Here is a 224-nt window from a genome sequence, read left to right on the forward strand (position 1 = left end):
TGAGTAATGTGATAGCTTATGGCTAAATTAAGCTCTCCGTTTTCTATGATAGGGGTTTGCGCATCTAAGTCAAACTCCGCAAATCCGTCGTTGTCTACATCACATACCTCTAATGGGGTTACGGGTACTTGTGGTGAGGGTAATGGGTTTACTACTAGGGTCAAGGTAAAGCCTTGGCTTACAAAACAGCCGGTGTCTTGATCTTCTACCCGTACATAAATGGT

Annotated in this window: 1 protein-coding gene; it reads right to left on the bottom strand. The window is 43.8% G+C overall.

Features of this window, described 5'->3' with window-relative positions; genetic code table 11:
- Positions 1-224: hypothetical protein (locus ACH2AZ_RS12580; RefSeq protein WP_394908113.1), on the bottom strand; the 224-nt coding region annotated here is incomplete at both ends.

It is taken from the genome of uncultured Mesonia sp. (assembly GCA_947499595.1).
Lineage (GTDB): Bacteria > Bacteroidota > Bacteroidia > Flavobacteriales > Flavobacteriaceae > Mesonia > Mesonia sediminis.